This window comes from Noviherbaspirillum sp. (assembly GCF_035654295.1).
GTDB lineage: Bacteria > Pseudomonadota > Gammaproteobacteria > Burkholderiales > Burkholderiaceae_D > Noviherbaspirillum.
In genome coordinates this window covers 47,383-69,408 of sequence record NZ_DASRXF010000020.1, presented here as the reverse complement: position 1 = coordinate 69,408, position 22,026 = coordinate 47,383, and the positions used below count along the sequence as shown (strand labels likewise).

The 22,026-nt window shown below is 62.3% G+C and carries 27 protein-coding genes; 11 read left to right on the top strand and 16 right to left on the bottom strand.

Features of this window, described 5'->3' with window-relative positions; genetic code table 11:
- Positions 1 to 30: 30 nt before the first annotated feature.
- Entirely contained in the window at positions 31 to 183 is a 153-nt protein-coding gene (locus VFF99_RS02300) for a rubredoxin (protein ID WP_040042419.1), read from the bottom strand.
- Positions 184 to 270: 87 nt separating this feature from the next.
- On the opposite strand from VFF99_RS02300, the gene VFF99_RS02295 reads away from it, so the two are divergent.
- Positions 271 to 1,101, top strand: a complete 831-nt coding sequence (locus VFF99_RS02295; protein ID WP_325014597.1) for a hydroxymethylpyrimidine/phosphomethylpyrimidine kinase — start codon at positions 271 to 273, stop codon at positions 1,099 to 1,101.
- Between the two features lie 25 nt (positions 1,102 to 1,126).
- Positions 1,127 to 2,410, top strand: a complete 1,284-nt coding sequence (hemL, locus tag VFF99_RS02290; protein WP_325014595.1) for a glutamate-1-semialdehyde 2,1-aminomutase — start codon at positions 1,127 to 1,129, stop codon at positions 2,408 to 2,410.
- A gap of 264 nt (positions 2,411 to 2,674) precedes the next feature.
- Here hemL and corA read toward each other — a convergent pair whose 3' ends face one another.
- The 10 genes from corA to mpl all read right to left on the bottom strand — a co-directional run bounded on the left by corA (position 2,675) and on the right by mpl (position 11,374).
- Positions 2,675 to 3,640 carry a magnesium/cobalt transporter CorA gene (corA, locus tag VFF99_RS02285; RefSeq protein ID WP_325014593.1) on the bottom strand — a complete coding sequence of 322 codons (966 nt, stop codon included), beginning with the start codon at positions 3,638 to 3,640 and terminating at the stop codon, positions 2,675 to 2,677.
- An 18-nt stretch (positions 3,641 to 3,658) separates the two neighbouring features.
- On the bottom strand, positions 3,659 to 3,913 hold the full coding sequence (locus tag VFF99_RS02280) for a hypothetical protein (RefSeq protein WP_325014592.1): 255 nt from the start codon (positions 3,911 to 3,913) through the stop codon (positions 3,659 to 3,661).
- A gap of 20 nt (positions 3,914 to 3,933) precedes the next feature.
- Entirely contained in the window at positions 3,934 to 4,338 is a 405-nt protein-coding gene (locus VFF99_RS02275; RefSeq protein WP_325014590.1) for a DUF4124 domain-containing protein, read from the bottom strand.
- 22 nt (positions 4,339 to 4,360) lie between these two features.
- Positions 4,361 to 5,056 (bottom strand): monofunctional biosynthetic peptidoglycan transglycosylase, encoded by a 696-nt coding sequence (gene mtgA / locus VFF99_RS02270; protein WP_325014588.1) that lies wholly within the window; start codon positions 5,054 to 5,056, stop codon positions 4,361 to 4,363.
- A complete protein-coding gene (gene aroE, locus VFF99_RS02265) occupies positions 5,056 to 5,877 on the bottom strand; it encodes a shikimate dehydrogenase (protein ID WP_325014587.1) in 822 nt (273 codons plus the stop codon). The genes mtgA and aroE overlap by 1 nt, the downstream gene beginning before the upstream one ends.
- Positions 5,878 to 6,771: a cell envelope integrity protein TolA gene (locus VFF99_RS02260; RefSeq protein ID WP_325014659.1), complete on the bottom strand. Its 894-nt coding sequence runs from the start codon at positions 6,769 to 6,771 to the stop codon at positions 5,878 to 5,880.
- 73 nt (positions 6,772 to 6,844) lie between these two features.
- Entirely contained in the window at positions 6,845 to 8,830 is a 1,986-nt protein-coding gene (locus tag VFF99_RS02255) for a ribonuclease catalytic domain-containing protein (RefSeq protein ID WP_325014585.1), read from the bottom strand.
- The gene (locus tag VFF99_RS02250; RefSeq protein WP_414691492.1) at positions 8,827 to 9,429 is read right to left on the bottom strand and encodes a chorismate--pyruvate lyase family protein; all 603 of its coding nucleotides are present in this window, start codon (positions 9,427 to 9,429) and stop codon (positions 8,827 to 8,829) included. Before VFF99_RS02250 ends, VFF99_RS02255 begins: the two co-directional genes overlap by 4 nt.
- Positions 9,426 to 10,007, bottom strand: a complete 582-nt coding sequence (locus VFF99_RS02245; protein ID WP_325014583.1) for a YqiA/YcfP family alpha/beta fold hydrolase — start codon at positions 10,005 to 10,007, stop codon at positions 9,426 to 9,428. The genes VFF99_RS02250 and VFF99_RS02245 overlap by 4 nt, the downstream gene beginning before the upstream one ends.
- Positions 10,007 to 11,374, bottom strand: a complete 1,368-nt coding sequence (mpl, locus tag VFF99_RS02240) for a UDP-N-acetylmuramate:L-alanyl-gamma-D-glutamyl-meso-diaminopimelate ligase (RefSeq protein ID WP_325014581.1) — start codon at positions 11,372 to 11,374, stop codon at positions 10,007 to 10,009. The genes VFF99_RS02245 and mpl overlap by 1 nt, the downstream gene beginning before the upstream one ends.
- 167 nt (positions 11,375 to 11,541) lie before the next feature.
- Here mpl and VFF99_RS02235 point away from each other — a divergent pair, with 167 nt between their 5' ends.
- From VFF99_RS02235 to VFF99_RS02195, 9 genes are all read left to right on the top strand, one after another.
- Entirely contained in the window at positions 11,542 to 12,129 is a 588-nt protein-coding gene (locus VFF99_RS02235) for a hypothetical protein (RefSeq protein WP_325014579.1), read from the top strand.
- 128 nt (positions 12,130 to 12,257) lie between these two features.
- Positions 12,258 to 12,647 carry a TlpA disulfide reductase family protein gene (locus tag VFF99_RS02230; RefSeq protein WP_325014577.1) on the top strand — a complete coding sequence of 130 codons (390 nt, stop codon included), beginning with the start codon at positions 12,258 to 12,260 and terminating at the stop codon, positions 12,645 to 12,647.
- 82 nt (positions 12,648 to 12,729) lie between these two features.
- Positions 12,730 to 13,167, top strand: coding sequence for a type II 3-dehydroquinate dehydratase (gene aroQ / locus VFF99_RS02225; RefSeq protein WP_325014575.1), 438 nt, complete (start codon positions 12,730 to 12,732; stop codon positions 13,165 to 13,167).
- A gap of 80 nt (positions 13,168 to 13,247) precedes the next feature.
- On the top strand, positions 13,248 to 13,718 hold the full coding sequence (gene accB / locus VFF99_RS02220) for an acetyl-CoA carboxylase biotin carboxyl carrier protein (RefSeq protein WP_325014573.1): 471 nt from the start codon (positions 13,248 to 13,250) through the stop codon (positions 13,716 to 13,718).
- Between the two features lie 82 nt (positions 13,719 to 13,800).
- The gene (gene accC, locus VFF99_RS02215; RefSeq protein WP_325014571.1) at positions 13,801 to 15,177 is read left to right on the top strand and encodes an acetyl-CoA carboxylase biotin carboxylase subunit; all 1,377 of its coding nucleotides are present in this window, start codon (positions 13,801 to 13,803) and stop codon (positions 15,175 to 15,177) included.
- A 12-nt stretch (positions 15,178 to 15,189) separates the two neighbouring features.
- Positions 15,190 to 16,095 (top strand): 50S ribosomal protein L11 methyltransferase, encoded by a 906-nt coding sequence (prmA, locus tag VFF99_RS02210; protein ID WP_325014569.1) that lies wholly within the window; start codon positions 15,190 to 15,192, stop codon positions 16,093 to 16,095.
- Positions 16,096 to 16,100: 5 nt separating this feature from the next.
- Positions 16,101 to 17,249 carry a DUF3426 domain-containing protein gene (locus tag VFF99_RS02205; protein WP_325014567.1) on the top strand — a complete coding sequence of 383 codons (1,149 nt, stop codon included), beginning with the start codon at positions 16,101 to 16,103 and terminating at the stop codon, positions 17,247 to 17,249.
- A gap of 77 nt (positions 17,250 to 17,326) precedes the next feature.
- On the top strand, positions 17,327 to 18,259 hold the full coding sequence (locus VFF99_RS02200; protein WP_325014565.1) for a carbohydrate kinase family protein: 933 nt from the start codon (positions 17,327 to 17,329) through the stop codon (positions 18,257 to 18,259).
- 36 nt (positions 18,260 to 18,295) lie between these two features.
- Positions 18,296 to 18,754 (top strand): glycine zipper 2TM domain-containing protein, encoded by a 459-nt coding sequence (locus tag VFF99_RS02195; RefSeq protein ID WP_325014563.1) that lies wholly within the window; start codon positions 18,296 to 18,298, stop codon positions 18,752 to 18,754.
- A gap of 15 nt (positions 18,755 to 18,769) precedes the next feature.
- On the opposite strand, the gene VFF99_RS02190 is transcribed toward VFF99_RS02195, so the two are convergent.
- From VFF99_RS02190 to VFF99_RS02170, 5 genes are all read right to left on the bottom strand, one after another.
- The gene (locus tag VFF99_RS02190) at positions 18,770 to 19,078 is read right to left on the bottom strand and encodes a DUF167 domain-containing protein (RefSeq protein WP_325014561.1); all 309 of its coding nucleotides are present in this window, start codon (positions 19,076 to 19,078) and stop codon (positions 18,770 to 18,772) included.
- Positions 19,075 to 19,617 carry a YggT family protein gene (locus VFF99_RS02185; protein ID WP_325014559.1) on the bottom strand — a complete coding sequence of 181 codons (543 nt, stop codon included), beginning with the start codon at positions 19,615 to 19,617 and terminating at the stop codon, positions 19,075 to 19,077. The genes VFF99_RS02190 and VFF99_RS02185 overlap by 4 nt, the downstream gene beginning before the upstream one ends.
- Positions 19,618 to 19,716: 99 nt before the next feature.
- On the bottom strand, positions 19,717 to 20,298 hold the full coding sequence (locus tag VFF99_RS02180; protein WP_325014558.1) for a histone H1-like DNA-binding protein: 582 nt from the start codon (positions 20,296 to 20,298) through the stop codon (positions 19,717 to 19,719).
- 243 nt (positions 20,299 to 20,541) lie between these two features.
- Positions 20,542 to 20,682, bottom strand: coding sequence for a hypothetical protein (locus VFF99_RS02175; protein WP_325014556.1), 141 nt, complete (start codon positions 20,680 to 20,682; stop codon positions 20,542 to 20,544).
- Between the two features lie 140 nt (positions 20,683 to 20,822).
- A complete protein-coding gene (locus VFF99_RS02170; protein WP_325014554.1) occupies positions 20,823 to 22,004 on the bottom strand; it encodes a ribonucleotide-diphosphate reductase subunit beta in 1,182 nt (393 codons plus the stop codon).
- Between the last annotated feature and the right edge of the window lie 22 nt (positions 22,005 to 22,026).

The window sequence follows — 22,026 nt, the reverse complement described above, 5'->3', positions numbered from 1 at the left end:
CCAGCCGGATTTAGATATTTCTTTCTAGAATCAAATAGCTACCATCTCGAAGTCTTCCTTCCGGGCGCCGCACTCCGGACATGTCCAGTTCATCGGGACGTCCTCCCAGCGCGTTCCCGGTGCAATGCCCTCCTCCGGCAATCCGGCGGCTTCGTCATAGACCCAACCGCAGATCAAACACATCCAAGTCTTGAATTCCTCGTTATTACTCACAGTTGACTGCCCTTCAATCAAGTAAAATGCAAAGTCGATTATCTTAATCTACCCGCTGTGCAAAACCAAAATTCCCCGTTGATCCTGACGTTCGGCGCAACCGATCCGATCGGCGCGATGGGCATCCAGGCTGACCTCGCATCGTTTGCAGCAATGGGATGCCACGGACTGTCCGTCGTGACTTCCCTCCTGATTGCCGATACGGCCCGCGTGGAAGACGTGCAGGTGATCGATGCGGACTGGGTGGCCGACCAGGCCCGCGTGGTGCTGGAAGACATGCCGGTCGCCGCATTCAAGGTGGGCGCGATCGGCGGCATCGAGAACGTGACTGCAATCGCAGAGATCGTTTCCGACTATCCTGACATTCCGCTCGTCCTGGACCCGTTCCTGTCCGCCTTGCCCGACCAGGGGCCGGACAGCGAAGACCTGCTTTTCGCCATTCGCGAGCTCCTGATCCCCCAGACCACGCTGCTGCTTGCCTCGGCCGTCGAACTCTCCCGCCTTGCCGAAACCTGGCGCGAGCCGTCCGGGGACGAAACCTTGCCGATGGACGCCATGCATCTCATTGACTTGGGCTGCGAATACCTGTTCGTCACCGGCGCGCCGGGCGATGTGCACGGCGTGACCAATGCCCTGTTCGACGAATCCGGCATGCTGCGCAAGGATGACTGGCAGCGCCTCCCCGGCTCCTTCAGTGGGGCCGGTTCCACGCTGTCGGCAACCATCGCCGCCCTGCTCGCCAACGGCCTCGATGTGCCCGAAGCCGTATTCGAGGCGCAGGAATTCACCCACGCCGCGCTCGCCAACGCGCACCGCCTCGGCATGGGTAAACTCACCCCGGACCGCTACTTCTGGGCCAGGGAACCCGACCCGGCCTCCGATCAATAACCGAATAACCGTTTTTTCTTTTCGTATGACTTCCAAGAACGACACTCTGTTTGCCCGCGCACAGGTCAGCACGCCGGGCGGCGTCAACTCGCCGGTGCGCGCCTTCCGCTCGGTCGGCGGCACACCCCGCTTCATTACCCGTGCCGAGGGACCGTATTTCTGGGACGCGGACGACAAGCGCTACATCGATTACATCGGCTCCTGGGGCCCGGCGATCGTCGGCCATGCGCATCCCGCCGTCATCAAGGCGGTGCAGGAAGCCGCGGCGCGCGGACTGAGCTTCGGCGCACCGACCGAGGGAGAAATCGAGATGGCGGAAGAAATCTGCCGCATCCTTCCCTCGGTGGAGCAGGTGCGCCTGGTGTCGAGCGGCACCGAAGCCGCCATGAGTGCGCTGCGCCTTGCACGCGGCGCGACCGGGCGCGACAAGATCATCAAGTTCGAAGGCTGCTACCACGGCCACGCGGACTCCATGCTGGTGAAGGCAGGCAGCGGCCTGCTGACCTTCGGCAATCCGACTTCCGCCGGCGTGCCTGAGGATTTCGCCAAGCACACGCTGGTGCTCGACTACAACAACGCGCAGCAGCTTGAAGACACCTTCGCCAAGCTGGGCAACGAGATTGCCTGCGTGATCGTCGAACCGGTCGCGGGCAACATGAACCTCGTGCGCGCAACGCCGGAATTCCTGCAAGCGATGCGCAGGCTCTGCACGCAGCACGGTGCCGTGCTGATTTTCGACGAAGTGATGTGCGGCTTCCGCGTCGGCCTCGGCGGCGCCCAAAAACTGTACGGCATCACGCCGGACCTGACGGTGATGGGCAAGGTGATCGGCGGCGGCATGCCGGTCGCGGCCTTCGGCGGACGCAAGGACTTGATGAAATTCCTCGCGCCGCTCGGGCCGGTGTACCAGGCGGGCACACTGTCGGGTAATCCGGTCGCGGTTGCTGCGGGCATGAGCACGCTCAGGATCATCCAGCAGCCGGGCTTCTACGAAGCCTTGACGGCGCAGACGAACAAGCTGGTGCAGGGCCTGTCGGATGCGGCGAAGGATGCCGGCGTTGCCTTCTGCGCCGATGCTGTGGGCGGCATGTTCGGCCTGTATTTCGGCGAACGCGTGCCGGGCAGCTATGCGGAGATCATGACTTGCAACAAGGAGAAGTTCAACGCCTTCTTCCATGCGATGCTCGACCTTGGCGTGTATCTCGCGCCGTCCGCGTTCGAAGCCGGGTTTGTGTCGGCGGCGCATGACGACGGGGTGATCGACGCGACGATTGAAGCGGCGCGCAAGGCGTTTGCGGGCGTTCGCTGAGGCGCTGTTTAACGCCGCTGGATCCCGGCCTTCGCGGGGATGACGGGGTGAGAGGGGGCGGGGAGACGATTGTCGGTGCCCGCATGCGAGCGGAGCTGGTCGCGCACACCTCACCCCTCCCCCGTCATTCCGGCGAAGGCCGGAATCCAGTGTCGTTTACTCGAAGAATGGACAGTGCTCGCGCATCGAACGCCACTGGATCCCGGCCTTCGCCGGGATGACAACGCAATCTCCAATCGCGCTACGCGCTCTTGGACATCATCGTCACTTCAACCAGCCACGCTTGCGGAAGTAGAGGAACGGCGCTACCGCGCTCACGAGCATCAGGCCGAGGGAGAACGGATACCCGAACGACCAGTTCAGTTCCGGCAGGATGTTGAAGTTCATGCCGTAGATGCTGGCGATCAGCGTCGGTGGCAGGAAGGCAACCGAGGCCACCGAGAAGATCTTGATGATCTTGTTCTGGTTGATGTTGATGAAGCCGACGGTGGCGTCCATCAGGAAGTTGATCTTGTCGAACAGGAAGGCGGTGTGGCCGTCGAGCGATTCGATGTCACGCAGGATCTGCCGCGCTTCCTCGAACTGCTCCGCGTTCAGCAGGCGTCCGCGCATCAGGAAGCTGACCGCGCGGCGGGTATCCATCATGTTGCGGCGGATACGGCCGTTCAAGTCTTCCTCCTGTGCGATCGCATTGAGCGCGTCGGCAGCGTCCTGGTCGGTGAGTTCTTTCTGCAGCACGCGGCGGCTGACGTCTTCCAGGCTCTGGTAAATCCCCTCCAGCGCGTCCGCGGAATACTCGGCATCGGTCGCATACAGGTCGAGCAGCACATCCTTGTAGTCGGCGATGGAGCCGGGACGCGAGCGCGCACGCATGCGCACGAGGCGGAACACCGGCAGGTCGTCGTTATGGACGGAGAACAGCATGTTCTTGGCCAGGATGAACGCCACGGTGACGACGCGCGAGGGGCCGTCATCCTCTTCCAGCAGGAAGTCGGTGCGCAGGTGCAGGTCGCCATTTTCCGCTTCGTAATAACGCGCGGACGCCTCGATATCCTTGACCTCATCCTCGCCGGGCAGCGTCACGCCATAGATACTCTTGACCCAAGCGCGCTCCTCGTCGTTCGGATCGGTCAGGTCGACCCAGACCGGCGCCACATTTTCCAGGTCGTTGCGGGACTCGATGTTGACCTGGTTCAGGCGGCCGTTCTGCAAGACGAAAACATTAATCATGAGCTCTCCCGGCTGCATTCATGTTGTAAATGCAGCCATCCCCTCGCCGGTAGCGAGGGGTCGATTCAATTCAGGGAACGCGGCCATGAATTCGGCCTGGTCGCGCCGCCCACCAATGCGTTTGGCGAGAGGCGCAGGAGGGTGTTGCCGCCGCAGCGCTATCTCGCCGATCCACCGTTCGATGACGGTCGACTGTGTGTACTGGGACTCCCCAAGACGGGTCTCCGAAGACGAAAACAGCGCAAGTGTACTGATATCGATGGCGGCAGGCAAGCAGCAAGTCCTGCCCAAAATCAACGGTTGACGGCCTTGTCGATCAGCTTGTCGCGCATGCTCGGCGCCCCCTCCGCCTCGGGCGTGGACACGACCGGCACCTTGGGTGCTTCAAATCCCTTGCTGTCGTGGATCGACACTTTCTGGCTGGTCGGGTTGGCCTTGTCGCATTCGACGTTGGAATAGACGGTCTTGCCGTCGATGATGCATTTGCGGATCGGCGGCGCCTCGGTCTTCGCAACATTCTGCTGCGTCTGCTGGACGGCCTGCGCGACATCGGTCTTCGTCAGTTTTTTCCACGCTTCCGCAAAGTAATTGCGTTCGTAACGGGCGGACATCAGCCCCACCATCCCCGCCAGCGCCACCAATCCCACGACAACCGCGGTCCACAACAGGCTCAACCCCTTCTGGTGATTCAACTGCATGACATCTCCCTTGTTATTGGTTTTACGGCAGATCGGCCGCCCCCATGCGGCGCAGAATCAGTTCGGTGCGGCGCTGCAGGTAGGCCGAACCGCGGTTCTTGTCGTAGAAGCGCGGACGGGGCAGCATGACGGCGAGCCTCGCCGCCTGCGCCGGCCCCAGCTGGGCCGCGGAAACCCCGTAGTAGTGCTGGGCCGCCGCCTCGGCGCCAAACACGCCGACACCCCATTCCACCACATTCAGGTAAATCTCGAAAATGCGCTCCTTGTCCAACATGTATTCGAGCATGTAGGTGATCGCAACCTCCTGCGCCTTGCGCAGGTAACTGCGTTCGCCGGACAGGAACAGGTTTTTCGCGAGCTGCTGCGTGATGGTGGAACCCCCTGCCACGACCTTGCCCTTCTTCAGGTTCTTTTCGTAGGCCTTCTGCATGGCTTCCCAGTCCACGCCTTCATGCTCCGAGAAGTTGGAATCCTCGGCAGCAATGATGGCGCGCTTCAGGTGGTTCGAGATCCGGTTGTACGGCACCCACTTGTGCTTGAGCCGCACATTCGGATCCTTTTCGCGCAGGACGGCAAGCTGGCGGTCCATGAAACTGGTCGAGGACGGGTTGTGGTCTTTCCACCACCAGATCTGGGCCGCGAAGTACAGCTGCATCACCAGCACGATGGCGATGGGTGCGAGCACAAGCCACAGCAATAACTTGCGCAGGAATTTCATCAGAGCCGCGCGCGCAATTCCGCGTAGACAGGCACGGTATCCGGCCGGACGCCGCGCCACAGGAAGAAGGCTTCCGCCGCCTGTTCCACCAGCATGCCGAGGCCGTCGCGCACCGCGGCGCCGTGCGAGGCGGCGAAGCGCATGAAGACTGTCGGCTCCTTCGCATACATCATGTCGTAGGCGAAGGCCGTGCCGCCGAAAACAGACGCCGGCACGGGCGGCAGGTCGTCCGCCAGGCTGGCCGAGGTGGCATTGATGATGATGTCGAAAGCGCCGTCGATGCCCTCGAAGCTGCTGGCGGAAACGCGGGCATGCTGCGAAAACTGCGATGCCAGTTCCGTCGCCCTGGAGACCGTGCGATTGGCAATGACCAGCTCTGCCGGCTGCTGGTCGAGAACAGGGAGGATCACGCCGCGTGCCGCGCCGCCGGCACCGAGCAGGAGAACTCTCTTGTCGCGCATGGCAACGCCGGCATTGCGGATGATATCGGTCACCATGCCGATGCCGTCGGTGTTGTCGCCCGTGATCCGGTCCACCTCGAACTTCAGGGTATTGACTGCGCCGGCCGCCTGGGCGCGCGGCGTCAGTTCGGTGGCGAGCGCATGCGCTTCCAGCTTGAACGGGACGGTGACATTGGCGCCTTTGCCACCCGCGCCGATAAAGTTGTGCACGGCCTGTCCGAAACCGTCCAGCGGCGCGAGCAGCCGCTCGTACACGATGTGCTGCCCGGTTTGCGCGGCAAAGCGCGCATGGATGTCCGGCGACTTGCTGTGCGCAATCGGGTTGCCGATGACGACGTAGCGGTCGGGTGCGGCGCTCACTCAGCCACCTCCCTGCATCACTGCTTCCACCCCCTCGTCGCGGGTGAACTTGAAGCGGGTCGTCATCACCCAGACGTCATCGCGGTCGGAGGAACGCATCTTCTTGTCGAACGCGCCGAAGGGCGCAGCACGGCGCACGATCCGGCGCGCAGCTTCGTCCAGCGCGGGATTGCCGGAGGTGCGCTCGATCACGATGCCTTCGTCGCGATCCCTGGTGTAGATTTTCCCATCCTGGAAAATCGAGATCGACATCGTTAGTTCGCCGTAGATCTTCTTGCCGTCCTTCTGCGGGAAGTTGAGGGTGCCGACGTCTTCGATCTTCTTGCGCACGCTGTCGAAGTACATCGCGTACCCGACCTCGCGGGTGCTCGGCGAGATGAAGGTTTTACGCGGGCGCTTGTTCTCGTCTTCGATACGCTTGGAGATCTCGGCTTCGCGGCGGAGGATTTCCCGCGCGTTCTCGAGCGCGTCGCCCATGTCCGCCTGCGTCGGTGTTTCCTTCGGCTTGACGTGGTCCTTGACCGGCGGCGCGGCCTGGGCGTTTTTCTTGTTCAGTTGCGCCAGCATGCGCTGCTGGCGCTCGAGTTCATCGATGCGGCGCTGGATGGCTTTCATGCCCTCGCCATCTTCGGCCCGCCGCATGTCGGGCAGGGGCGACTTGGAACGGCCGGCTTCGGCATTGCCGCCGCCATCGAGATTGGCCTGCGCCAGCGCCTCGGCCTTGATCGGCTTGCGGTCGTGCTTGGCATTGACGAGGATGACCTCCAGCCCGGGGTCCATCGGCTTGAACTTGAAGGTATCCGGCGGCGCGAACCGCACTGCCAGCATCGCGCCGTGCAAGAGGATCGACGCCGCGACAGCGATGGACAACGTGCGGTTTTCAAAAAGGAGCATCACGCGGAAACGGGCTAGCGGTTGCGAACGCCTTGAATTTTACGATAAACCTCGCCGCAAATCGGCCAAGTTTTCATTCTTGTGCCGATTCCGCATTCGCCTCGGTTTCGGCAATGGCAATTTCGTCATCTTCGATCACCGCGGCCTCGGTTTCGGCGGTCGCCGTTGTCACTTCGATCAGGCGCGCCTCCACCGTCAGGTCGACCTCGTCCCAGCGGATCAGGTCGAGCCGGACCTGGGTGCCGCGCGCCGCCTGCGGCATGCCCGGCAGGCGGATGATGAGCGGGATGTCGACCAGGCGCAGCACTTCATCCTTGAGGACGACGGCGTTCACCTGCCGTGCATTTTCCTGGGCCAGCCAGCGCAGGCACCAGTAGCGTTCCATGCCGGACTGGAAGTCGGCATAGGCGGCATAGGCGGCGTCGAAGGCCGAGACGATGGCGAACAGGTCCGCATCTTTCGGCTTGAACGGCGCGACCAGCGGCGCGGTCACGCCGTGCTCCGCGCAGGCCAGGATCTGCCACTGGTTGACTAGGTCGGTGTAGCGGCGCAGCGGCGAGGTGCTCCAGGCGTACTGGTCCACGCCGAGGCCCTGGTGCGGCGCGGCGTGGGTAACCATGCGCACCTGCATCTTGGCGGCCCAGCCCCCGCCTCCGCCGCCCTGGCTGCGGTAAATGCCGGGGACGCCGTGGTCGTGCATCAGCTTGCCCCAGGTGCTGTTGGCGAAGATCATCAGCTCGGCGACGATCTTGTCCAGCGGCGCGCCGCGTTTGCGGCGGACGATACTCACCACGTCGTTTTCGACATAGAAGTTGAAATCGACGCGGTTGGCCTGTTCCGGTTTCAGGCCGAAGCTCTCGCGCTTGGCCATGCGCCCGCGTTCGAGCACCTGCGCCCACTGCCAGAGCAGTTCGATGTCGGCCTTGTGCGGATAATCGCCAGTGCCGGCGTTGAGGTTTTCCTCGGTCACCACGTCGTCGAGATCGTTATGACGCAGGTTGGCCGCGATTGGCACCGCCTCGGCGCGGGTCTCGGTGGACACCACGGTCCAGGTTGCGGGATCCAGCGTCGCGTAAAGCGAGAGTGCCGGGCAAGTCCGTCCCTCGGCCAAGGTGAAGGCCTCAACCAGCTCATCCGGCAGCATGGTGATCTTATCGCCCGGCATGTAGACCGTGGAGAGGCGCTGGCGCGCGATGGCGTCGAGGGCATCGTTGCGCTTGATGCCAAGGCCGGGCGCGGCGATGTGGATGCCGACCCGCAACTTGCCGTCGGGGAGGTGGACGACCGAAAGCGCGTCGTCGATCTCGGTGGTGGTCACATCGTCGATCGAGAAGGCCTGGACATCCGCAACGGGGAGCGAATCGACTGCCGGGATCGGCACGGCCGGGAAGCGCGTGCCTTTCGGGAAGTATTCGAACAGGAACTTCGACAGATGCAGCTCCTTTGGGGAAGTGATGCCGCCCGTGGCAAGCATGAGCCGCTGCGGCGACGTCTGCATCGCCGCGGCCGCTTCATCCAGCGCCTTGTACTCGATACTGTTTTTGTCCGGCTTGAACAACAGCTGCATCACGATCGGTTTGAACGCGTCGGGAAGCTGGTTGGCCTTGAGCTGTTCGACGTACTGCGCCTGCACGATCGCCTGCTGCTTTTTCTTTTCGATGCCGGCCAGCGCCGCCTTGAGCGAAGCCTCGGGCGCGGCCTTGTAGCGGCCCTTGCCCTTCTTGTAAAAGTAGATCGGCGAGTTGTGCAGCTTCAGCAACAGGCCGGCAGCTTCGTGCGGCTTCGGTTCGTGGCCGAAATATTCGCTACCGAGCTCGGCATAGCCGAACTCATCCTGGCCGGCGACTTCCCACAGGAAGTCGAGGTCGACCTCATCCGCGATCGCCTTCGCGTCGCTCAGCAATTGCGCGGGATCGGGCGAAGCGAACTGGAACAGGATGTCGCGCGCCTTGACCTTGGTCCGCTTGCCGGTCTGCATTTCGACCTGGTAAGCCTCGCCTTGCTGGGACAGTACGGTACCGGCCTTGAAGTCGCCGGATTCCTCAAAAAATAAATTCATCGATTGCCAAGCCTGTCAGCTGAATTGGGTTGCGTGCGCGGCGCCTTGAGTTCCGCGATCGCAGGCAGGAAGAGTTCTGTCACGAGCAGCACGCCATTCCTGCGGCGGTACAAGCAGCGCCGTGCGAAAAGCGGCGCGGCGAATTCATCGTTTCCGAGAGCGGCGCGGGCGCGCTCGACGAGCGGATGCTGGGCCCGCAGGCGCGCATACTGCAGCCGGCCGCGCAGCACCTTCGGATCGCCGAACAGCGTGGTGCCGAGCGAGCGTTCGCCGAGCGTGCCGAAAAACGGCCAGTCGGAAGTGGTGGCGCTGAGCGGCACGATCGTGTGCGCAAACACGACCGGACGGCCGTCGCATTGCAGCAGCACTTCGCGCTCCTGCACGTGGCTGCGGCGCCGCAGCTCCACCATCTCCGCTTCATCGGTCAGGCACAAACCGCGCTCCTGGCGCAGGCGCCGCACGCGGAAATGCTCGCTGCGCGCCATCAGTTTGCGGGTCAGCGACATCGTGTCGGTCAGCCAGCCGCGCATTTCGCGCGTCGGGTTGACGCCGTTGACGTGCGCGACCCAGCGCGCGTGCCCTACCGCGAACGGCTTCACGCAGAGTCTCCCGGCCGGACACCGCAGAACGCGAGCACCTCATCGAGGTACTGCGCAAACTCCGAAATGCCGTGGTCGCTGCCTTCGATGATGTGCTGCCGCGCGCCGGGGTAATGCGCCGTCATCTCGCGCCAATCGAGCACTTCATCGCCGGTTGCGGCGACCAGGAAGTAGCGTTCCGGGCGCGTAATGCGGCCGACAGCCAGCGCCTTCAATTCCTCGATGTACTCGCGCTTGAACTCGAAGGGCGCATCCGTGTGGTAAGCGGTTGTCACCCCGACGTATTTTTCGAGGTCGCGCGGCGGTTTGACCGCCGGGTTGAGCAACACCGCGCGGCAGCCGAACTTTTCGGCAAGCCAGGTCGCATAGTAGCCTCCCAGGGAGGAGCCGACCACGGTCGCACGCTCCCCGTGCGGCGCGATCAGTTGCTCGGCGAGCGCAATCGCTTCACGCGGGGAAGCAGGCAGCTGCGGGCACTGATATTCCGCCGCCCTGCCGAGGGCCGCCATGCGCTCTTCGATCAAGCGTGCCTTGAACGACAGCGGCGAAGAACGGAAACCGTGCAGGTAGAGAATCATTATGCAAGCGCGTCCAGGATCTTCTGGTGGACGCCGCCGAAACCGCCGTTGCTCATGACCAGCACATGATCACCCGGTTGCGCCGCCTTCACGATCGCCTGCACCAGCGTGTCGAGGTCGTCGTAGGCGCCTGCCTTCGCGCCCAGCGGCGCCAGCACTTCGCCCAGGTTCCAGCCGAGCGCATCCTTGCCGGATTTCGCGCCGTAGCCGAACACCAGGTCGGCGTCGGACAGGCTGCCCGGCAAAGCTTCCTTCATGGTGCCGAGTTTCATGGTATTCGAGCGCGGCTCCAGCACGGCGAGAATACGCTGGGTGCCGATCTTCTTGCGCAATCCGCCCACGGTCGTCGCAATTGCCGTCGGATGGTGCGCGAAATCGTCATACACGGTGATGTTGTTTACCGTGCCGCGCACTTCCATGCGCCGTTTCACGCTCTCGAAGCGGGACAGTGCCTCGATCGCCACGGAAGGCGGCACGCCGACATGGCGCGCAGCTGCGATCGACGCCAGCGCATTGAGCCGGTTGTGTTCGCCGGTCAGCGCCCACTCCACCTTTCCCTGCATCTCCCCCTTGAAACGGACGTCGAAGCTGCCGTCCTCGTATTCCTGCAGCGACCAGCCTTCTTCCGCGCCGAACCACTCGGCCTCGCTCCAGCAGCCGCGGGCAATCACGCGGCGCAGCGATTCCTCGCGCCCGTTGACCACCAGCCGGCCGACGTTCGGCACTGTCCGCACCAGATGATGGAACTGGGTTTCGATCGCGCCGAGGTCCGGGAAGATATCGGCGTGATCGTATTCCAGGTTGTTCAGGATCGCGGTCTTCGGCCGGTAATGGACAAACTTGCTGCGCTTGTCGAAGAAGGCGGTGTCGTATTCGTCGGCCTCGATCACGAAGAAACTGGAATCGCCACCCTTGCCCGACAGGCGCGCCGAGATGCCGAAGTTCATGGGCACGCCGCCGATCAGGAAGCCCGGGTCGTAACCGGCATGCTCCAGGATCCAGGCCAGCATCGACGAGGTGGTCGTCTTGCCGTGCGTGCCGGCCACCGCCAGCACCCATTTATTAGAGAGGATATGTTCGCCGATCCACTGCGGGCCCGAGGTGTATGCCAGGCCGCGGTTGAGGATTTCCTCCATCAGCGGATTGCCGCGCGAGACGACGTTGCCGATGACGAAGAGGTCCGGTTTCAGATCGATCTGCTCCGGACCGAAGCCTTCGGTCAGTTCGATGCCCTGCGCCTGCAGCTGGGTGCTCATCGGCGGATAGACATTCGCATCGCAACCGGTGACCTTATGTCCGGCTTCCTTGGCCAGCACCGCGAGTCCGCCCATGAAGGTGCCGCAGATGCCGAGAATATGGATGTGCATTGTGTTGTTTCAAAATGAATAAAAAACACTGACTGAATTCCGCCGCAACAGGTCAAATACCGTGCAGGCTGCCGAATTCGCAGAACCCGGCATTTTACCCGACCCGCGGTCTCGCGCCGTACAGAGTATCATCGAGTCCCATGAGCAATTTCACCACCAATACCGAGATGCTGCGCGCCGAGATCGCCGCCGCCGCAGCGCGCCTGATTGCCGAAGACGGTGCGGACTACGCCACCGCCAAGAAGAAAGCGGCCAGGCAAGTGCTGGGCAACGCGAAGGTTCGCGGCGAGATCATGCCGGATAACGCGCAGATCGAAGAAGAAGTACGTGTATACAATGAACTCTTTTTCGCCGACACCCAGCCGGCGCGCCTGCTGCACCTGCGCAAGCTGGCGGTGCGGCTGATGGACGACCTCGCCCGCTTTTCCCCCTACCTGACCGGCGCGGTCCTGAATGGGACAGCAGGAGAGCACTCGGATATCCATCTGCAGCTCTTCGCCGAGAGCGCAAAGGATGTCGAGATTTTCCTTCTTAACAAGAATGTGGAATTCGAGGTCTCGGAAACCGCCCACTTCAGCGGCCGCGGTGACGCGGTCGAGACGGTCAGTTTCATGTGGCACGGGGAAGGCGTGCACCTCGCCCTTTATGAGACGGACGACCTGCGCGGCGCCGTCAAACCCGGGGCGGACGGACGGCCCGGACGTGCAAATGGTGAGGCAGTACGGGCATTGATTGCGGAATCAGAGCAAAAATGAAGAAAAATACGATTCTTTTCGGCGGCGTTGCAATCCTGTTTGCCGCATTGGGCATTTTTTACGCAGACCGGAAGCTTTCGCCGGGCCCGGCACAAGCTTCTGCTGTCAGCACACTTCTGTCGCAATCCATGAAGGATGCCAACGGGCAGGAGCAGGTGCTCGGCCAGTGGAAGGAGCATGCCCTGGTGGTGAATTTCTGGGCGACGTGGTGCGCGCCCTGCGTCGACGAAATGCCGGAGTTATCCGACTTGCAACGGGAAATTTCCGCCCAAAAAATCCAGATCCTCGGCATTGGCATCGATTCTGCTTCCAACATCGCCGAATTCGCCAAGAAATACAGCATCAGCTATCCGCTGTACGTCGGCGGAGTCAATGGCACCGAACTGTCGCGCCAGCTGGGCAACCAGGGCGGCGGCCTGCCCTTTACGGTTGTAATCGGACGTGACGGACAGGTAAAAAAGACCTTCCTCGGCCGCCTGAAAATGGATGACTTGCGGAAATCCCTTAGCGGACTGTAGCCGCGAAAGCATCTTTTCCCTTGCCAGTCAGAATCATTTGACGGCAAAATGCGGCATCCTCGGCAAACGGAGTCGTAACTCCATGGCAAAAAAACTTCTTCTGGTCAATGGCCCGAACCTGAACCTGCTGGGCATACGTGAACCAGAGGTGTACGGCTCGACGACGCTGGCCGATGTTGAACAAGCTGCGAGCGCGCAAGCGGCCGCGGCGGGCGCTGCCATTGCCTGTTTTCAAAGCAATCATGAAGGCGCCCTGATCGACCGCATCCAGGCCGCCAGGAACGAGGGTGTGGACGCGATCGTCGTCAACCCCGGCGGACTGACCCATACCAGCGTCGCCTTGCGCGATGCGTTGGCGGGCGTCGCCATTCCGTTTGTCGAAGTACATATCTCCAATATCCACAAGCGCGAAAGCTTCCGGCATCACTCCTACCTGTCCGGAATCGCCGTCGGCGTGATCTGCGGACTGGGTGTCGAAGGATACCGCGCCGCGATCGAGTTTGCGCTCAAAAAACTGTAATTTTCATTATCTCGCCGCAACAAACTTATAATTGCGGCGATTTCAATTGCAACAAGCATATAAAACTGAGGGATTTCAATATGGATCTACGAAAACTCAAGACGCTGATCGACCTCGTCGCCGAATCAGACATCGCCGAGCTGGAAGTCACCGAAGGCGAAAGCAAAGTCCGTATCGTCAAATCCTCCGGCACGCCGCAGAACCAGGTCGTCATGATGCCGCAGTCCATGCCGCAGACCGTGTCGGCACCGGCCGCCGCTCCGGTGGGCACACCCGCAGCCGCACCTGCTGCACCTGCCGCCCCGGCCGAACCGGAAGGCCACGTCGTGAAGTCGCCGATGGTCGGCACCTTCTATCGCGCTTCCGCTCCCGGCAACCCGCCCTTCGTCGAAGTCGGCGCAACGGTCAAGGAAGGCGACACGCTCTGCATCATCGAAGCAATGAAGCTTCTCAATGAGATCGACGCCGACGTTTCCGGCGTGGTCAAGCAAGTCCTGGTGGAGAATGGCCAGCCCGTCGAATTCGGCCAACCGCTGTTTGTGATCGGTTAAGCAGTGCGCATGCGGCATGGCTGTCCATGCCGCGCACTCCGAACAATTCCCAGAACGTCACAAGCAAGCCATCCCATCTGCCATGTTTGAAAAAATTCTGATCGCCAACCGCGGTGAAATCGCCCTGCGTATCCAGCGCGCCTGCCGCGAAATGGGCATCAAAACCGTGGTCGTCCACTCCGAGGCCGACCGCGAAGCGAAATACGTGAAGCTCGCCGACGAGTCCGTCTGCATCGGCCCCGCGCCGTCGTCGATGAGCTACCTGAATATGCCCGCCATCATCAGCGCGGCAGAAGTGACCGACGCCGAAGCGATCCATCCCGGCTACGGCTTCCTCTCCGAAAACGCCGACTTCGCCGAGCGCGTCGAGAAATCCGGCTTCGTCTTCATCGGCCCGCGTCCGGAATCGATCCGCATGATGGGCGACAAGGTCTCGGCCAAGCACGCCATGATCAAGGCCGGCGTGCCTTGCGTGCCCGGCTCGGACGGCGCGCTGCCGGAAGACCCGAAGGAAATCATCCGCATTGCCCGCAAGGTCGGCTACCCGGTCATCATCAAGGCGGCGGGCGGCGGCGGCGGCCGCGGCATGCGCGTCGTGCACACCGAAGCCGCGCTGCTCAATGCCGTCACCATGACCAAGACGGAGGCCGGCGCAGCATTCGGCAATCCGGAAGTCTATATGGAGAAATACCTGGAGAATCCGCGGCACGTGGAAATCCAGGTGCTGGCCGACGAATTCAAGAACGCCGTCTGGCTGGGCGAGCGCGACTGCTCGATGCAGCGCCGCCACCAGAAAGTGATCGAGGAAGCGCCGGCGCCCGGCATTCCGCGCAAGCTGATCGAACGCATCGGCGACCGCTGCGCCGAAGCCTGCCGCAAGATCGGTTACCGCGGTGCGGGCACCTTCGAGTTCTTGTATGAAAACGGCGAGTTCTACTTCATCGAGATGAACACCCGTATCCAGGTGGAGCATCCGGTGACGGAAATGATCACCGGCGTCGACCTGGTACAGGAACAGATTCGCGTCGCGGCCGGCGAGAAGCTGCGTTTCCGCCAGCGCGACATCGAACTGTCGGGCCATGCGATCGAGTGCCGCATCAATGCCGAAGACCCGTTCAAGTTCACTCCGTCGCCAGGCAGGATCGTCGCATGGCATCCGCCGGGCGGTCCCGGCATCCGCGTCGATTCGCATGCCTACGCCGGTTACTTCGTCCCGCCCACCTACGACTCGATGGTCGGCAAGGTGATTGCCTACGGCGCCACGCGCGAGCAGGCGATCCGCCGCATGCAGATCGCCTTGTCCGAAATGGTGGTCGAAGGCATCCTGACCAACATCCCGCTGCACCGCGAACTGATGGTGGACGCGCGCTTCATCGAAGGCGGCACCAACATCCATTACCTGGAGCAAAAGCTGGCGGACAAGCCGGATCTGCCCAAGGGCGCGAAGGCTGCAAAGTAAGAAGGCAATATCATGAGCTGGACCGAAATCGTCATTGAAGTTGCGCGTGATCACGCGGAGGCGCTGTCCGATGCACTGATGGAAGCGGGCGCACTGTCGGTTTCGGTCGAAGACGCCGACGAAGGCACCGAGGCCGAAAAGCCCTTGTTCGGCGAGCCGGGCATGGAGCCGACCGAAGCGGCGTGGGACCACAGCCGCGTGGTGGCGCTGGCCGACGAGCACGCCGACTTCGCCGCCATCGTCGCCGCCGCCTCCGCCGAATGCGGCATTGCCGTTCCGCCGTATTCCCTGCGTGCCGTGGCCGAACAGGATTGGGTCAGGCTGACCCAATCGCAGTTCGAACCCATCCATATCGGCAAGAATATCTGGGTGGTGCCGAGCTGGCACGACGCGCCCGACCCTGACGCACTGGTCCTCGAGCTCGACCCCGGCCTCGCATTCGGCACCGGCAGCCATCCCACTACGCGCCTGTGCATGGAGTGGCTGGAAGCCCATCCGCCGCAAGGGTCGGTGCTGGACTACGGCTGCGGCTCCGGCATCCTTGCGATGGTCGCGGAGAAACTGGGCGGCAAGCCGGTGTGCGGCGTGGACATCGATCCGCAGGCGATCGAATCGGCGCGCTACAACAGTGAGCGCAACCGCTGCGAAATCGACTATTATCTGCCGGAAGAATTCTCCACCCACTCGCCGCGGAAGACCTTCGATATCGTGGTTGCGAACATCCTTTCCAGCCCGCTCAAACTGATGGCGCCGATGCTGTCGTCGCGCGTCGCACCCGGCGGATGGCTGGTCCTGTCGGGCGTCCTGGAACGGCAGGCCGACGAAGTCGCGGCGGCCTATGCCCCCTTCATCAAGCTGACGGTCTGGGCCGAACGTGAAGGATGGGTGGCTCTCGCAGGTCAATCCGCCGCCACCTGACCGTAATGGCGCTCGCTACCCAGTGCCCTCATTGCCATACGACATTCCGGGTCGCGCATGACCAACTGAAGCTGCGCGCGGGCCTCGTGCGCTGCGGCGCCTGCAAGCAAATCTTCAACGGCATCGAAAACCTGCTGCGTCCCGAAGATCTCGAGCAGCAGGCTCCGAAGGCCCCCGCCCCCGAACCGAAGCCTTCACCCGCCCCGGCGCCGGAGGAAAAGGCCCAGCCTTTGCCGAGCGTGGATTTCGACCTCGGCGACCTCAGCGATCTCGATCCCGAACCTGAGCCTCGGCCCAGCCCGCGTCCCGTCGAACGGCCTTTCCCCGACTCTTCCGACACCACCCTGGCCGAAGCCGAGCGTGAAGAACTCGAAGCCGCCGGCCCCGCCACACCGGAACCGAAAGACGATCCGCTGCTGCGCATGACCCTGATGGATTTCGCGCACGACCGCCGCGAACCTGTCGTCGAGGACAATGCGCAAGGGGCCGATCCCGAAACCGCCATCGAGCACGATCCGATCGACCAGGCAATCGACGACCTCGAAAGCAAACCATGGCGGCGCGAACAGGATGAAGCGGCCCAGTCCGAAGGGGATGCCCTGGACCAGGCCGAGGCAGCGGACTATGAATTGCCGGGCTTCGTGAAGCAGGCCCGCCGCAAGCAGCGCATCGGACACGCGCTGCGCATCTTCATGCTCACCGCATCCGTTTTCCTGCTGCTTGGCCTGCTCGGCCAGGGCACCTATGTCTTCCGCGACCAGATTGCCGCCTGGATTCCCCAGTCCAAGCCTTTGCTCGATGAAGCGTGCGCGCGCATCGGCTGCCAGGTCGGGCTGCCGGCGCACATCGAATCGGTGTCCGTCGAGTCCAGCGAACTGCAAACCCTGGCCGCCGATTCGAACACCTTCGCGCTGACCGTCCTGCTGCGCAACCACGGTGCGACCGCGCAGTCATGGCCGAACATCGAGCTGACGCTCAACGACAACAATGAAAAGCCCCTTGCGCGCCGGGTGTTCCTGCCCCGCGAATACCTTGCGGAGCCGTCGGACGCGAGGAAAGGTTTTTCAGCGCATTCCGAGCAGCCGGTGAAGATCCATTTTGAACTGGCGCAACTCAAGGCATCGGGATACCGGGTTTACGTCTTCTATCCGTAATACACTTCGGGGTTCACGATTCCCGGAACCGGCAGCGCCGGGCAAAATAACTTCCCATCTCAACCAGGCAGGCAAACATGACATCCCTAATCTGCGGCTCGCTCGCATACGACAACATCATGCAATTTGGCGGACGCTTCTCCGAAGCGCTGCTGGCCGACCAGCTCCACAAGATCAACGTGGCCTTCCTGGTGCCGGAGCTGCGACGTGAATTCGGGGGTTGCGCCGGCAATATCGCCTACAACCTCAGGTTGCTCGAGGGCGACCCCTTGATCATGGGAACCATCGGCCACGACGGCGGCCCTTACCTTGAGCGCCTGGACCAGTTGGAGATCTCGCGCCGCTGCGTGCGGACGATCGACAGCACCTACACCGCGCAAGCCTTCATCACGACCGACGTCAACGGCAACCAGATCACCGCATTCCATCCCGGCGCGATGACCCTGTCGCACCAGAACAAGGTAGCGGACGCCGGCGCGGTCAAGCTGGCGATCGTCGCCCCGGATGGGCGGGACGGGATGCTGCAGCATGCGGTCGACTGCGTGGATCTCAACATCCCCTTCATCTTCGACCCGGGCCAGGGCTTGCCGATGTTCAACGGGGGCGAACTGGAGCACTTCATTGAACTGGCAACTTATGTGGCGGTCAATGATTATGAAGCGGAACTCTTGACCGGACGCACCAACCTCACGCTCGACCAGATTGCCAAGCGCGTGTCCGCTTTGATCGTCACCCGTGGCGAGCAAGGCGCGGAGATTTTCAGCGACGGTCAGCGCATCGAGATCCCGTGCGTGCAGGCGGACCAGGTGGTCGACCCGACCGGCTGCGGAGACGCCTTCCGTGCCGGCCTGCTCTACGGGATCACCAACGGCATGGATTGGGCGACCACAGGCCGCCTGGCCAGTCTGATGGGCTCGATCAAGATCGCGCAGCAGGGCGGCCAGAACCACAGGCCGAGCCGGCAGGAAATCGAGGACCGCTTCCAGAAGGCGTTCGGCTACCGCTTCTGATAGCCCTGCAGCCTTGGACCTTGTACGGGAGGCTTCATGCGTTTGCGTTCACCACTTTCTGCAGCAGCACTGGCAATCGCCTTGCTTTCCGGATGCGCATCCGCTCCTCCCCCCGCGGTGATGTCGACTGAAGGCAGCACTGTCGTACAAACCGGGCGCGTGACCCAGGTACGCGATGTGACGGTACGCGGCGGACGGACTTCCGGCGTAGGCTCGTTCATCGGCACCATTGTGGGAGGCGTGGCAGGCAGCAAGATAGGCAGCGGCAACGGCAGTACCGCTGCCGGGATCGGCGGCGCCATCGCCGGCGGCATGGCGGGCCAGCGCGCGGAAGAAGCCGGCAAGGTCAACGCCTCGACAGAGCTGACAGTCCTGCTCGACAACGGGGAAAACAGAGTCTACAGGGTTGATGCCGGTGAGCCGTTTCGGACCGGCGATACGGTCAGGGTGACGACCGTGAACGGCGTGTCGAAGGTTGCCCGCCTGGTTAACTGACGGGCGGCGTCCGCATCAACCGCCCTGCACCATCAACACACTCTTGACGCGTTCGGGCGTGATGCCCGGCGCGGACACTTCAATCACTTTCCGTTTGCTGGTATGGCCGTGGGTGATCGCCACGGCGCTCTTCGGCACGGACAGCATGTCGGCCAGAAAGCGGACCAAAGCCTCGTTGGCCTTGCCTTCGATCGGCTGCGCCTGCAAGCGGATCTTCAGCACGTCGTCCAGCACGCCGGTCACTTCGCTCTTCTTGGCATTGGGTGTGATCTGCACCGAGATCCTGATGCCGACGGCAACCGCGGTACACCAGTCGCGCGTCATGCGAGCGACATCACCATCTGGGTCACGAGCATCAGGCCGATACGCAGCAGGATGAACAGGACGAGCGGGGAAAGATCGATGTTGCCGATCAAGGGAACGACGCGGCGCAGCGGGCGCAGCAGCGGATCGTTCAGCGCCCGGATGAAGGGAGCGAGCGGCGCGTGCGGATTGACCCAGCTGAAGATCACCTCGATGATCAGCAGGCCCATGAAGCCGTAGAACACCCATTCGAAGAAGCGCAGCAGCGACAGCAGCAGCAGGGCCTGCGGATGGAAGCGTGACATCACAGCCAGGTTGATTGCGACGGCGATGACGATCACCAGCACGGCGGCAATCAGGCTCGCCCAGTCGTAACCGCCCACGCCGGGAAGCACGCGGCGCATCGGCCGCACCAGCCAATCCGTCAGCTGGAACGTGAATTGTCCGAGTGCAGCCGGTGGCCGCACGCGCACGACCTGCATCCAGAAACGCAGGAGCAGCACGCCGCCGAGAACGGCCGCGACGGTATCGACAATCAACGTGAGGATGCTGTTCAGCACTATCTGATCTCCAGAATGAAAAAAGCCCGTCGTGCGGCAGGTGCCACACCACGGGCATTTTGCCTGAACTTAATCAGGCATCCAAGCAAAGCTCGGCTATTACGGACGGGTGCCGGTCGGGAACGGCCAAGCCGCTGCCGGATTCAGCACAGTCTTCACAGCAGGCGCTGCTGCAGCTGCGGGCTTGGCAGCCGGCTTCTTGGCTGCTGCGGCCTTCTTCGGAGCTGCTGCCTTCTTCGGCGCTGCAGCCTTCTTGGGAGCTGCCGCCTTTTTGGCTGCAGGCTTCTTCGCTGCCGCGGCCTTCTTGGGAGCTGCGGCCTTCTTGGCTGCAGGCTTCTTCGCTGCTGCGGCCTTCTTCGGCGCTGCTGCCTTCTTGGCTACCGGCTTCTTGGCTGCGGCCTTCTTCGGCGCTGCTGCCTTCTTCGCGACGGCCTTCTTGGCGACGGCCTTCTTTGCTACCGGCTTCTTGGCTGCTGCTGCTTTCTTCGCTACCGGCTTCTTGGCTGCTGCCGCCTTCTTCGCCACCGGCTTCTTGGCTGCTGCCGCCTTCTTCGCTACCGGCTTCTTGGCTGCTGCTGCCTTCTTCGGAGCTGCTGCTTTCTTGGCTGCAGGCTTCTTCGCTGCTGCCGGCTTCTTCGCCGCGGCTGCTTTCTTAGCAGCGGGTTTCTTTGCTGTTGCCATTTGTTTCTCCTTCACGTGATGAGAAAGTTCAAACTACGAGGTTGGAAACCCGCATCGACCATCGCGATGATCCACGCGGATTATTCATCGGTACAAGCAAGCTTCTGCTTGCACTAATGAATTCGGCACCAGCTGAACTGCTGCATCACCTCATCCATGCAGCACTTCAGCCTCATTTGGTTGCGCCTCTCTTCTTCAGATCACCGCCGCGCGTCGGCAGTGACGGAGGTCGTGGTCGCGCGCTCAGAAGGCGCTGCGAACCTCGCAGCCAAAAAAAACGCCGGCAGCAAAGCCGGCGTGGGAATACAGTTTCTGAAAACCCAACAGGTTTTTCAAAGAAAAAGCCGCCTTGCCCGACAAGGTCGGGCACAGCGGCTGAATCACAGAAGATCGAATCGTTCGTCTACTGTCCATTAAGTTCGGTTGTAGCCTCTCGGTTTTGCAGTCTCATCCCGCTTACCGATGGCGAGTCGACTGCTGTCTCTCCATCCGCCCGATGCGTTGGACGCGGGGTCGGTTCTTGTTCATTCCCAGTTCAGCGCACCGCCGGTCTGGTATTCGATCACCCGTGTCTCGAAGAAGTTGCGCTCCTTCTTCAGATCGATCATCTCGCTCATCCACGGGAAGGGATTCTCTTCCTGCGGGAACAGCGGATCGAGACCGATCTGCTGCGCGCGGCGATTCGCGATGAACCGCAGGTACCCTTTGAACATCGGAGCGTTCAATCCGAGTACTCCACGCGGCATTGTATCCTCTGCGTAGCGATATTCCAACTCTACTGCACGTAAAAACAACGCTTTGATCTCCTCGCGAAATTCAGCAGTCCACAGATGCGGGTTCTCGAGCTTGATCGTGTTGATGAGATCGATCCCGAAATTGCAGTGCATCGATTCGTCGCGCAGGATGTACTGGTACTGCTCCGCTGCGCCCATCATCTTGTTCTGACGGCCGAGCGCGAGGATCTGCGTGAAGCCCACATAGAAGAACAAACCTTCCATCAGGCATGCAAACACGATGAGCGAGCGCAGCAGGGTCTGGTCTGCCTCGAGGGTGCCGGTCTTGAATTCCGGATTGGTCAGCACATCGATGAAGGGGATCAGGAACTCATCCTTGTCGCGGATCGATGCGACCTCGTGGTACGCATTGAAGATCTCACCTTCGTCCAGGCCCAGCGACTCGACGATGTACTGGTAGGCGTGGGTGTGGATTGCCTCCTCGAATGCCTGGCGCAGCAGGTACTGGCGGCACTCCGGCGCAGTGATGTGACGGTAGGTGCCGAGCACGATGTTGTTGGCGGCGAGCGAATCGGCGGTGACGAAGAAGCCGAGGTTGCGCTTGATGATGCGGCGCTCGTCCTCGGTCAGGCCGTTCGGGTTCTTCCACAGTTCGATGTCGCGCTGCATGTTGATTTCCTGCGGCATCCAGTGGTTCGCGCAGCCGGCGAGATACTTGTCCCAGGCCCACTTGTACTTGAACGGGACGAGCTGGTTGACGTCGGTCTGGCCGTTGATGATGCGCTTGTCGGCGGCATTGACGCGGCGGGTTTCGGCACCGGGGGCGGCTTGCGGTTTGGTGACCAGTGCCGGGTTCAGTGCGACGTCGGCGGGGTTGGCGCGCAGGACCGAGGGCGTCACGCCGGCGAGCGCCGGTTGCGGAGCTTGAGCGGGTTTCGCGGCCGGGTTTACTTCGTCATCCCAACTTAGCATGGCTGATCTTCCTTACAGAGGT